Source organism: Chitinophaga sp. 10T418 (assembly GCF_056394125.1).
The window spans coordinates 83,085-95,112 of record NZ_JBFTHG010000022.1 but is presented as its reverse complement, the minus strand read 5'-3'; the positions used below and the strand labels follow the sequence as shown (position 1 = coordinate 95,112).

Below are 12,028 nucleotides of genomic sequence, written 5' to 3'. Positions count from 1 at the left end.
GTCCTTACCTAAAAGCGTATCTCCGTTCTTCAAACGGCTGGCCGCTTGCTTCTTGAAGGCTTCGAAATCAAAGTTTTGCTTTTCCATATTGTTTTATCAGTTTAAAGTTAAAAAACTTTTTACTGACACACTTTATGTAATAGTCTCCTTGGACTTGGTAAGCATTGTGTCGATAACCCGATATAGTGCTTGCCTGTCTTCATCTTCGAATTGTTCGATGAGTCGTAGCTTTTCCGAGATTGTCTTGTCTTCGATCTTCACTTCTTTGGGCACTTTGCCTTCAAAATGGATTAGTTCATCGATGATCATGCCGAGTAGGCGTGCATTTATAAGGAAGTTCGTTAATCTCATTAAGCCGCTTCATCATTTTGGGATCTTTAAGTATGTTGGTATCGTTAGCCTTACCGAGCCCAAAGCCAACAACCGTATCTAGGGTGTCCACCAGTTTTCTAATAACATCAATGAAAGGTAGTTTCCCTGTACTCTTTTGCCGAAAGTATCCCTTCCCTCGCTAATAACTGCTAGGATTACTAATCCGGGGTAATTCCGCAACCGATATCTAGCCAAATCGAAATATACTGGAACCCAAAAGAATTGCGGACTATTATATTTTATATTTAGCCACTTAGACGCACGCCAATTGATTATAAATACCCTGAGCCCCTCAACAAACCACATTTGAGCTCCACAACAAAACCACGCATCCAATTCCCGCCGACCTTTGTCAAAGCAAAAACAAAAAACTATGACAAAGATTTGGTTTATCACAGGAAGTTCCCGGGGACTCGGACGTAGCCTCACACAGGCAGTATTGGCAAAAGGTGACCGTGTAGCGGCTACCGCCAGAAATCCCGAACAATTAAAAGACCTCACGGCTACATACGGAGATCAGATCCTCCCTATACAACTGGATGTGACAGATAACGCGCAGATACAGGCAGCGGTGGCAAAAGCCATCACGCATTTCGGCAGGATAGATGTGCTGGTTAATAATGCCGGCTTCGGCATTACCGGTGCGGCAGAAGCATATACGGAAGAACAGGTACGTAGCCAGCTGGAGACAAACCTCTATGCACCGATCGCGATTACCCGTGCGGTATTACCTTACATGCGTCAACAGCGTTCCGGCCGTATCCTGCAAATCAGTTCTATCGGCGGACGGGTAGGCAATTTGGGCTTAACGATGTACCAGGCGGCTAAGTTTGGCCTGAGTGGCTTTACGGAAGCGTTGGCGAAAGAAGTGGCGCCGTTGGGCATCTTCGTTACGTCCGTGGAACCAGGTGGCTTCCGTACGGATTGGGGTGGTACTTCTATGACCTATGCACCCAAAGTAGAAGGCTATGAGTCTACGGTGGATTGGGTGATTAACTTCCTGAGAAAAGGAGACTATGTGCCGGTAGGAGATCCTGATAAGGCAGCGAAGGTGATGGTGGAGTTAGTTGATCATCCGGCGCCTCCGGTACACCTGTTATTAGGTAGCGAGGCCGCAGGTATTTTGAAACAGGCGGATGCAGCGCGGACGGCGGAGTTTGAAGAATGGCTACCAGTAACTATTTCAACGGATCATGATGATGCAGTAAATTTCCTGGAGACAGAATTAGGCCGGACAATTACCGCGAAACGCTAACTTTAAACAATCGGATATTGATTGGCAGCGTATATATACAGGAAGAATAGGTGAAGCCGAAAACAATTATATTGTAGTCATATGTCGAAGCAAATAGTTTACTCCTGTTATGTCAACAGGACCAGGGAGGGAGAGCAGTTTGTGCCGGTACATGTGTTCACTTACCAGATCTCCGGGTCGCTCATTTTCAATGACGGCAAGGACGCCCATATCTGTAATGAAGGGGCATTCAGATTTATTCGCCGCAATAATCTGATTAAGTTCCTGAAGCAACCACCGGAAAACGGTGAGTTCAAAACCATCTCCGTTTATCTGGAGGAGGAAACCCTCCGGGACTTCAGCATGGAATATGGCTATACAGCCGACAAACAAGTCGAAAGCCCTGTGGTGACAGCATTGAAGCCGGATCCGCTTTTCAAAAGTTATATGCAATCATTGCAGCCGTATGATACGCTGAATGAGTCGGGTAATGATGACCTGGTGAAGCTGAAATTAAAAGAAGCAATTTTGATTTTGCTGAAAGTCAATCCGGAATTGAAAAATGTGATGTTCGACTTCAGCGAACCCGGTAAGATAGACCTGGAGGCTTTTATGCTACAGCACTTCCACTTCAACGTAGCCATGAAACGATTTGCCTATTTAACAGGCAGAAGTCTGGCTACTTTTAAGCGCGACTTCGAAAAAATATTTCATACTTCTCCCAGTCGCTGGCTACAGCAAAAGCGCTTGCAGGAAGCTTATTACCTGATTAAGGAGAAAGGCAGGAAAACGTCAGACGTATACCTGGAAGTAGGTTTCGAAGATCTTTCTCACTTTTCTTTTGCATTTAAAAAAGCGTATGGCGTGGCGCCATCGGCGGTGTGAAAGCTGAAGGCATAAAGCAAAAAGCAAAAAGCTATTGCAGCGAAGAGGAACATTATCCATGCTTATCTTCGCTGCAATAGCTTTTTGCTTTATGCCTTCAGCTTTCTGCTCCACCTACATCCGTTGCCCGCCGATAGCCAAACCTCCATCTACCAGTATACTTTCTCCGGTGACAAAAGAAGATGCCGGGCTACTCAGCCACAACACCAGTTCTGCCACTTCTTCGGGTTTTGCAAAACGACCTATCGGTGCATGTTTCTTAAACGGCGCCTGTAATTCTTCCGCATTTTCCTGCGGGAAAAACCGGTCAAACATGGGCGTATGAATATAGCCGGGTTGAATATTGTTGATACGGACGCCCGCAGGTGCTGTTTCTATGGCCAATGAGCGGATCATACCATCCAAACCGGCTTTGCTGGCTGAATATACACTGGAACCGGCAGCAGCGCCCCTGGCCAGCCAGGAAGAGGTGTTCACGATGGCGCCACCGGTGCCCTGCTTCTTAAACTGCTCAATTTCATATTTGGCCGATAACCAAACCCCTTTCAGGTTGATGCCTATTACCTTATCAAATTCCTCTTCGGGCGTTTCATCTATTGCCGCAAAATGCCCTTCTATACCGGCATTGTTGAATGCGATATCCAGTTTGCCGAAACGTTGTAAAGTTTCCGCTATGAGTTGTTGTACTGCGTTGCTTTGAGATACATCTGCCGCTACGAAATGAACATTGGGGCTGATTTGTTGTAACTGGGCCAGGGCGGCCAGTCCTTCCTTTTCACGACGACCGGCAATCACCACTTTCGCGCCATTTTTGAGAAATAAGGTKGCTGTTGCTAAACCTATGCCTGTGGTACCGCCGGTGATCAGGGCTACTTTGTCTTTTAAAATCTCTTGTGCCATATCTTTTTTTATGACACAAAGATAGCGGGCGTTATCTTTCCGGAATTATGCGAATCAAACGGGTAGTTATGAAATGGAAACAGGTGCTTTGCGAAATTGATTAGGTGTTTGTCCCGTTTGTTTTTTAAAGAAGATATTAAAGTTAGAGGCATGTTCAAAGCCGAGGCAATAGCCAATTTCCGCGATATCGCAATTGCTGTGCAGTATCAGCGCTTTGGCTTCCTGGGTGATTTTTTCGGCAATCCATTCTGTGGTGGTTTTGCCGGTGGTTTCTTTCAATGCCCGGTTCAGGTGGTTGGTATGAACAGATAGTTGTTCTGCAAACTCGTTGGCATTTTTAAAACGGATTACCTGGTGGGGCGGGTCAATGGGGAATTGTCTTTCCAGTAGTTCGAGGAATAGTTCACTGATGCGTTGCGCCGCATTGCCAGCCTGGTAGTACGTGTCCGGCGCCTGCATTTTAAGTGCTTCGTGCATCACTATCTGCACATAACTCCGCAGGAGGTCATATTTATGTGCATAGCCGGCCTGCATTTCCTTGATCATGTTCTCAAAAATGTTCTGGAGAAAGACAGTCTTTTCTTTGTCGGGAAAAAAGACATGGTTACCACCCGCTTTAAACAAAGGCGACTGGGAAAGCCCTCCATTTTTTAAATTACTATCAATGAAATCTTCTCTGAACAAACAAAAATACCCGGTTTGATGATCTGTAAGTGGTTCCCAGGAATAAGGAATCATGGGATTCATAAAGGAAAGCGCGGTATTCTCCATACGGATGGATTTATCAGAATAAGATAAGATACCGCCACCTTTGGTGATCAGCGATATTTTATAAAAATCCCTTCTGTTCGATGGCAGGTTAGTACTGCTACAGCCAAATTCTTCCAGCCTGTTCACATTAAACTGCCCGCTTGGATATTGTTGGCCATGCAATTCAAAAAATTCATCAACCGTTTCTTTCGCTTTCATCGGCCAAAGTTATGAAATTCAAACGGAATCCGGCGAACCTATGCCACGGGCAGATGAACTGCTTTTTTCTACAATTCATCTGGTTAATACAACAGCTCATGAGAAAATGGCTGGCTAAACCACGGCGGGAGGGCATTTTTGTAACTCGCACTAAATAACAGGATATGAAATTTGAGAAAGTACACAACAAAGGACAGGCGCAGATCTTCAGTAACCGGTACCTGGAGCTGTTGACGAAAACCCATCCCATTGTTATTTTCGGTATGTACTTGCCTGTGATCGGGTATATGCTGTATTACAGCAAAACAACGCTTGATTATAGTTATATCAGGATCATCCTTGTGTACCTGTTGGCGGTGCTGKGTTGGACACTCTTCGAATACCTGGCCCACCGGTTCGTGTTTCATTGGGTAAGTGAAAATCCCAGGGCCAGGAAGCTGACCTATACCATGCACGGCAACCACCATGAGTATCCGCGCGATAAACAGCGGCTGTTTATGCCGCCGGTCCCCAGCGTGATCATCTCTTCCTTTCTCTTTTCCATTTTTTACCTGTGCATGGGACACAACGCATTTGTATTCTTTCCGGGCTTTATGTCGGGTTACCTGATGTACGGCAGCATGCACTATGCTATTCACGCCTGGGCGCCGCCATTCAGATGGCTAAAGCCGCTCTGGCGCAATCATCATCTCCATCATTACAAAAATGAAGAGTTAGGTTTTGGTGTCAGCTCTACACTCTGGGATCGGGTATTTAAGACCATGTTTTCCGGGACAGCAGAAGGCATAAAGCAGAAAGCAAAAAGCTATTGAAGCGAATGAAAAATGTAATATTATTCTCGCTTTAGTCATTCGCTTCAATAGCTTTTTGCTTTCTGCTTTATGCCTTCTGCTTAAAAAAATATGCTATTTTACCAATAGCTATGAAAGTATTACTCCTGCTACTCTGCGGATTTACCACGCACCGCGACAGTTTGCCTGAACTCACGCAACTGGACTACAAAGTAGTACCAGCAACGGAATGGAACAACTTGTTTACCCGCCACTCCGGCTGGTTTGGGGGCGATGGCATTTTTACCATTCCCATGAATGGCGTAGACACGGCGCATGCAAATGACAGCACCCTGATCCTGTTCAGCGATACCATGACCGGCGATATCAAAGCCGGTAAACTCCAGCCGGGATTTTCTATGATCCATAATTCCGTGGCTATCCTTAATGGGAATGAACCGTTGGAGAAAAATATCCGCTTCTATTGGAATTTGGATAGCAAAGGGCAGCCGGCTACTTTATTTGAGCCGCATACACCGGCAGCAGGTAAAGATGATTACTATTGGCTGGGAGACGGTTTTGTAAATGCCGCCGTGAAGCACAATACGTACATCTTTGCGTATCGTATCCGGAATATCAGCCGGGAGGATTTTGGTTTTGCAGAAGTAGGGAATGTGTTGATCGTATTGCCTGCGGGTAGTAAACCGCCGTTTAAAGCGCATCGGCAAATGGATACCCCGTTGTTTCTGCCGGCGGATAGTAGCCAGGGGAGCGGGTCCTTTGGCGGCGCTGTATTTGTGAATACAAAAGAGGCGGGTGCGCCATATCCCGATGGGTATGTATATGTGTATGGGGTAAGAGGGCAGGAGAAGTCTGTGCTGGTGGCCAGGGTACCGGTAGCGGAAGTGGAAAATTTCGGGAGATGGCGTTATTGGGATGGCCATCAGTGGAATGCGGACGTACGCCAGTCGGCGGCTGTTACAGCACATGCTTCCAATGAACTGAGCCTGACGCCACTAAAGGATGGACGTTATGCCCTTGTATTCCAGGTAGATGGTATGGGGACTGCTGTTGGTCTGCGGCTGGGATTAACGCCTGCAGGGCCTTTTGGACCCATTATTAAAATATGGGAATGCCCGGAAGTCAAAGAGGACAAACATTTTTTTGTGTATAATGCCAAGGCACATCCGCATTTGTCAAAGCCGGGTGAGCTCCTGATCAGTTACAATGTCAATTCCTTCGATTTCTTTCACGTGCTGCCACAGTATCCAAACCTTTACCGGCCACGTTTTATTAAAATAATTTTCCCGCAGCAATAATGGGCCTGCGCATGAATGATGTAGAAGGGTTTTTCTGCGGGCACATGGGGGGCAGTCGCCTCTGTTAACCGTTTCAGGCCACTTATCCTTATCCTGCTTGAAAAGCGCTTTCCTTTTTATATTTTGGTGGAGCGGCTTTCTATAGCTGCTTATCAACAGAATACTAAACAGCGCTTATGAAGAAACTATTATTCGGGTGTGCTGCCATGCTCATGGTGGCGACCTCCTATGCCCAGGAAAACGCATTGTGGCTGAGGAATCCCACTATCTCGCCGGATGGTAATACCATTGCCTTCGGCTATAAGGGAGATATTTACCGGGTAGATGTCAAAGGTGGGGTAGCAGTACCGCTAACCATTCATGAAGCCCACGACATGCTGCCGGTATGGAGCCACGATGGGAAATACATCGCCTTCGCGAGTGATCGTTACGGCAATTTCGATGTGTTTGTAATGCCCGCTACCGGTGGAACGCCGGTAAGGCTCACCACTAACAGTGCGGCTGATTTTCCTTATGATTTTACAGCAGACAACAAACAGGTACTTTTTGGAAGCGCCCGTAATGCACCTGCTGCGAGTGTAAGGTTTCCTTACCGCCTGTTCAGAAACATGTATACCGTGCCCGTTAATGGTGGCCGCGCTGTATTGATCAGCGCTGCCGGTGCTGATGTAGCCCATTATAACAAAGCCGGTAATAAAATTATTTTCCAGGACAGGAAAGGATACGAGGATCCAATGCGCAAACACCACGTATCTGCTGTTACAAGAGATATCTGGGTAATGGATATTGCCAAAGGCAGCTATGATAAGGTGTCTGCGTACGAAGGGGAAGACAGGGAGCCTGTCTTCGGTAATGGTAATGATATTTATTATCTCAGCGAAAAAGGAGGTATTTCTCAGAACCTCTTTAAAGCATCACTGACCGATAAAAGCAGTATGCAGCAGCTCACCACCTTCACAAAGCACCCGGTGCGTAACCTGTCTAAAGCAGATAATAATACTTTGTCCTTTACCTATAACGGTGAAATATATACGCTAAAGGAAGGGGAACAGCCCCGTAAGCTGGAAGTGAGCATCTTCAACGACGGCCGCGCAGGCATCGTGAAGAATGTACCGGTTAGTGGTAACGTCACCGAATTTGCTATGAGTCCGGATGGCAAGGAAATGGCATTCATTGCCCGTGGAGAAGTATTTGTGACCAGTGTGGAAGGTAACATCACCAAGCGCATCACCAACACCCCGCAACAGGAAAGAATGGTGGAATGGTCGCCCGATGGCAAGAAGCTGATCTATGCAGCAGAACGCAACGGCAACTGGGACATCTACCAAACCACCAAAGTACGTAAGGAAGAATCCTACTTTTTTGCTTCCACCATCCTGAAAGAAGAACCAGTGATTGCAACGGCAGCAGAAGAGTTTCAGCCCCTGTTTTCTCCTGACGGCAAAGAAATTGCCTACGTAGAAAACCGCAATGTGCTGAAAGTATTTAACATCGCTTCCGGTAAAACACGTACGTTGTTACCAACAGGTCACAATCATTCCTACTCCGACGGCGACTGGACCTTCGAATGGAGCCCGGATGGCAAATGGATACTGGCCGATGATCAACAAGGCTACTTCTTCTCCGCAAATGCCGCACTGATTTCAACAGAAGGAAAAGAAACTACTGTTTACCCGGTGAAAAGTGGTTTCGGAGAAAGCAGCAGCAAATGGGCGGCTGATGGTAAAATGCTTACCTGGACCAGCGAGCGGGAAGGACGTAAATCCCTCGCCAAACAAGGGAGCCGCGAAGTAGATATCTACGCCGTATTCTTCGACCAGGAAGCATTCGATAAATACAAATTGTCGAAAGATGAATTTAACCTGCTGAAAGAAAAAGAAGCGACCGGTGGTAAAGCCGCAAAAGACTCTGCTCTCAAAGCAAAAGATTCTGCCGACACTAAAAAGACCTTCCAGCCGGATTTTAATAACCTGGAAAACAGGAGAGTTAAATTAACCATCAACAGCGCTTCTATCAGCGACTATGTACTGAACAAAGATGCCAGCAAACTCTATTACATGGCCGCTTTTGAAAAAGGCTATGATCTGTGGATGACAGAACCCAGAACAGGAGAAACCAAAGTACTGGCTAAACTGGGCGGCGCACCAGGCAGCATCGCTCTCAGCAAAGATGGTAATACGCTGTTCGTGAGCAACCGTGGCAGCGTAGTGAAAGTAGAAACCGGCAGCGGCAAAATTACGCCGGTATCTATCAGCACAGAACTATCGCTCAACCAGGACGAAGAACGCAAGTATATTTACTGGCATGCATGGAAACAGGTGAAAGAGAAATTCTATGATCCTACTATCCGAAACATCGACTGGAAAATGTATGGCGATAACTACGCCCGCTTCCTCCCGTATATCAGCAACAACTACGACTTTGAAGAATTGCTGAGTGAACTGCTGGGTGAACTGAATGGTTCCCACACCGGTGGCCGTTTCTCGCCACAACCCGTAAATGGCGATAACACCGCCACGCTGGGACTACTGTACGATGAAAGCTCCACCGCCGATGGCCTGAAAGTAGATGACATCATTGCCGGTGGTCCGTTTGATAAAGCTGCCAGCAAACTGAAGAAAGGTAACATCATCGAAAAAATCGATGGCGAAAGCATTACCACAAAATCAGACTGGGCATCCCTGTTAAATCGTAAAGCAGGTAACAATATCCTTATCAGCATCTACAACCCGGATACCAAAGCCCGTTGGGAAGAAACGGTGAAACCTATTACTGCCGGCGAAGAAACTACGCTCATGTATAAACGTTGGGTAAACAACACCCGCGCCATGGTAGATAAACTCAGCAATGGCAAAGTAGGATATGTACATGTACAGGGTATGAACGATGCCAGCTACCGCTCCGTATACGATGAAGTAATGGGCCGCAACAAAGATAAAAAGGCCCTGATCGTTGATACCCGCTTCAATGGCGGCGGATGGCTGCACGATGACCTGTATAACTTCCTCAGCGGTAAAAACTACCTGAAGTTTGCGCCACAGGGTCAGGTGCTCAATGGCGGTGAACCTACCGGCCAATGGCAGGCGCCGAGCTGCGTACTGATGAGTGAAGGGAACTATAGCGATGCATACATCTTCCCCTATGTTTATAAACAAGGTAATATCGGTAAACTGGTAGGTATGCCGGTACCAGGCACGGGTACAGCCGTATGGTGGGAAACCCAGATAGACCCTACCATGGTATTCGGTATTCCAATGGTAGGCACCATCGGTAAAGAAGGTCGCCCTACAGAAAATTTGCAGATAGAACCGGATATCCGCGTGCCACTCCGTTATGAAGAATTCCTGGAAGGGAAGGATGCGCAGTTGGAAGCAGCCGTGAAAGAGATGTTAGCGGAGATAAAGTAAAAAAGATAATAATTTGTATGCAGGCCCCCGGAGCTGAATGCTCCGGGGGCTTTTTATTTGCAGGGTATTGTTTCTATTTGTACGAAACGTTAGCTTTACGTTAATAGGTAATCTTTTAAATTATCAACCATTCATTTTTTGCCGGCCATAAAAGTATTACAGTAAGAGATGATGACCGATTACGCCAATTATGGGGATGACGCGCTGGTTCAGATGATGAGCAATGATGACCACCACGCCTTTACAGAAATCTACAACAGGTATTGGAAACGCTTGTATGTACTGGCTTATGATCGTTTGCGCTCACGGGAGCTGGCGGAAGATGTGGTGCAGGATGTGCTCACGGGCCTGTGGCAGCGCAGAGGGCAAACCATTATCAGATCTTTACCTGCCTACCTGGCTACGGCCAACCGGTATGCAGTCTTTACCCAATTATCTAAACTCATCCCTGTTACCGCAATGGAAGCGGTGCCGGAAGCCGTTCAGGCCGTAACAGATGATACCGCCGAATTACATTTTCTGCAGCAATCCATGCAGGAACAGCTGCAACAGCTACCTGAAAAATGCMGGATTGTATTTGACTATAGCCGTAATATAGGCCTGAGCAATAAAGAGATTGCCGCCGAACTCAATATCTCCGAGAAAGCGGTAGAAAAGCACATCACCAAAGCCCTGCAGCGACTGCGCCTGCAATTCCGGAACTATTTTCACGCCCTGTTTTAATAAAGAAAGCCCCCCGCAAAAATATTTTTTCTCCGGAGGTAGGGTAACGACCTTATTTGAAGACTTATCTATGTAGCACTCTGTAAATGATTAACACGGATGGAAAATAAAGAACTGGCCTTACTATCACAAAAGTACCTTGCCGGAGCGGCCAGTGATGAGGAGAAGGACCGTTTACTGCAATGGTACAATGCATATGATGAACAGTCGCTGACGGTTCATTTAACGGCGGAGGAAGCCGAAACGGAGGCGATGATGGAGCTGCGGATGCGCAGGCGACTGCATGCCGCTACGCTCCCGGAAACGCCTGGGAAGGTGGTGCCAATGCGCCGCTTCAACTGGAAAATAGCTGCCGCAGTAATATTGTTGCTGTCAGCGGGTGGTGGCTTTTACTGGTTTCAATCCGAAATAAAAGCCCCATTGGTACAAAAAGCAGTGCCGATTATGCATGGCGGGGAAAAAGCGACCCTTACCCTGGCAGATGGCACTGTGGTGAATCTGGACAGTGTCAGCACAGGTGTATTGTCGGTGCAGGGGAATAGTAAAGTAGAGAAAACAACACACGGACAAATCGTTTATAAGCACAACGATGCCACATCAACGACGGTTGCTTATAACGTACTCCGGACGCCCCGCGGCGGACAATATAAAATTACGTTGCCGGATGGCACGGAGGTATGGTTGAACGCAAGTTCTTCTATCAGCTATCCAACCGCGTTTACCGGCAAAGAGAGAAATGTGACGATCACCGGGGAAGTGTATTTCGAAGTGGCCAGTGAAGCAAATCGTCCATTTACCGTAAAAGTAAATCAGATGGAAGTATTGGTGCTGGGTACACATTTTAATATCAATGCCTACGCAGATGAAAAGACCATCAATACCACACTACTGGAAGGAGCGGTACTGGTACGGTCAGGCGGAGATGAGGGTAAACTACTGCTTCCCGGGCGTCAGGCCAGGGTGAGTGCCTCGGGTGATAAAATACAGGAAGTACGCAGGGTAGATGCCAGCAGTGCCATCGCCTGGAAGAACGGGTATTTTTCTTTTGATGAAGCAGATATCCCTACCGTGATGCGACAATTATCGCGGTGGTATAATATCGAAGTCAGGTATAGTGATAAAGTGCCGGAAGGAACCTTTACCGGGGAGATAGGTAGAAGTCTTACCCAGGAGCAGCTGTTGAAAGTATTGTCTCAGGCAAGAATAAACTTTAAAGTGGAAGATGGAAGAAGGATTGTCATTTATCCATAAATTAAATCAATAACCAACCATAGCTGATACCACCAACGTCAGCAAACCAACCATTGTGCAGGGTCTTCACCAACGCCCGCACAGATAGCTATCCGTAATATCATGTTATGAAGTAATGAGGTCCACCGGACGCGGAGGTCTTATGTTCATCCATAAAAAAAACCTGGTGTCAAGATTGGCGTCCGCACCAGGTTTTTG

The 12,028-nt window shown here is 46.9% G+C and carries 9 protein-coding genes; 7 read left to right on the top strand and 2 right to left on the bottom strand.

Annotated elements, in window-relative coordinates; genetic code table 11:
* The first annotated feature begins 745 nt into the window (after positions 1 to 745).
* Both AC1DCV_RS34740 and AC1DCV_RS34735 read left to right on the top strand, forming a co-directional pair.
* Positions 746 to 1,627, top strand: coding sequence for an oxidoreductase (locus AC1DCV_RS34740; protein ID WP_477027497.1), 882 nt, complete (start codon positions 746 to 748; stop codon positions 1,625 to 1,627).
* 81 nt (positions 1,628 to 1,708) lie between these two features.
* Positions 1,709 to 2,491, top strand: coding sequence for a helix-turn-helix domain-containing protein (locus AC1DCV_RS34735; protein WP_477027496.1), 783 nt, complete (start codon positions 1,709 to 1,711; stop codon positions 2,489 to 2,491).
* Between the two features lie 114 nt (positions 2,492 to 2,605).
* Here the strand turns inward: AC1DCV_RS34735 and AC1DCV_RS34730 are convergent, their stop codons facing one another.
* Complete coding sequence (locus AC1DCV_RS34730; RefSeq protein WP_477027495.1) at positions 2,606 to 3,391, bottom strand: SDR family NAD(P)-dependent oxidoreductase; 786 nt, start codon at positions 3,389 to 3,391, stop codon at positions 2,606 to 2,608.
* 66 nt (positions 3,392 to 3,457) lie between these two features.
* On the bottom strand, positions 3,458 to 4,360 hold the full coding sequence (locus AC1DCV_RS34725) for a helix-turn-helix domain-containing protein (protein ID WP_477027494.1): 903 nt from the start codon (positions 4,358 to 4,360) through the stop codon (positions 3,458 to 3,460).
* A 164-nt stretch (positions 4,361 to 4,524) separates the two neighbouring features.
* Here AC1DCV_RS34725 and AC1DCV_RS34720 point away from each other — a divergent pair, with 164 nt between their 5' ends.
* The 5 genes from AC1DCV_RS34720 (at position 4,525) to AC1DCV_RS34700 (ending at position 11,830) form a co-directional block, all read left to right on the top strand.
* Entirely contained in the window at positions 4,525 to 5,172 is a 648-nt protein-coding gene (locus AC1DCV_RS34720) for a sterol desaturase family protein (RefSeq protein ID WP_477027493.1), read from the top strand.
* Between the two features lie 110 nt (positions 5,173 to 5,282).
* Positions 5,283 to 6,449 (top strand): DUF4185 domain-containing protein, encoded by a 1,167-nt coding sequence (locus tag AC1DCV_RS34715; protein WP_477027492.1) that lies wholly within the window; start codon positions 5,283 to 5,285, stop codon positions 6,447 to 6,449.
* A 176-nt stretch (positions 6,450 to 6,625) separates the two neighbouring features.
* Positions 6,626 to 9,856, top strand: a complete 3,231-nt coding sequence (locus AC1DCV_RS34710; RefSeq protein WP_477027491.1) for a S41 family peptidase — start codon at positions 6,626 to 6,628, stop codon at positions 9,854 to 9,856.
* Between the two features lie 168 nt (positions 9,857 to 10,024).
* The gene (locus tag AC1DCV_RS34705; RefSeq protein WP_477027490.1) at positions 10,025 to 10,579 is read left to right on the top strand and encodes a sigma-70 family RNA polymerase sigma factor; all 555 of its coding nucleotides are present in this window, start codon (positions 10,025 to 10,027) and stop codon (positions 10,577 to 10,579) included.
* A gap of 99 nt (positions 10,580 to 10,678) precedes the next feature.
* Positions 10,679 to 11,830 (top strand): FecR family protein, encoded by a 1,152-nt coding sequence (locus AC1DCV_RS34700; RefSeq protein ID WP_477027489.1) that lies wholly within the window; start codon positions 10,679 to 10,681, stop codon positions 11,828 to 11,830.
* The last annotated feature ends 198 nt before the right edge of the window (positions 11,831 to 12,028 follow it).

Excerpts from the sequence above, each read along its gene's own strand:
- AC1DCV_RS34710 (WP_477027491.1), top strand. The coding sequence starts at position 6,626 with ATGAAGAAACTATTATTCGGGTGTGCTGCCATGCTCATGGTGGCGACC.
- AC1DCV_RS34715 (WP_477027492.1), top strand. The coding sequence starts at position 5,283 with ATGAAAGTATTACTCCTGCTACTCTGCGGATTTACCACGCACCGCGAC.
- AC1DCV_RS34735 (WP_477027496.1), top strand. The coding sequence starts at position 1,709 with ATGTCGAAGCAAATAGTTTACTCCTGTTATGTCAACAGGACCAGGGAG.
- AC1DCV_RS34700 (WP_477027489.1), top strand. The coding sequence starts at position 10,679 with ATGGAAAATAAAGAACTGGCCTTACTATCACAAAAGTACCTTGCCGGA.
- AC1DCV_RS34725 (WP_477027494.1), bottom strand. The coding sequence starts at position 4,360 with ATGAAAGCGAAAGAAACGGTTGATGAATTTTTTGAATTGCATGGCCAA.
- AC1DCV_RS34740 (WP_477027497.1), top strand. The coding sequence starts at position 746 with ATGACAAAGATTTGGTTTATCACAGGAAGTTCCCGGGGACTCGGACGT.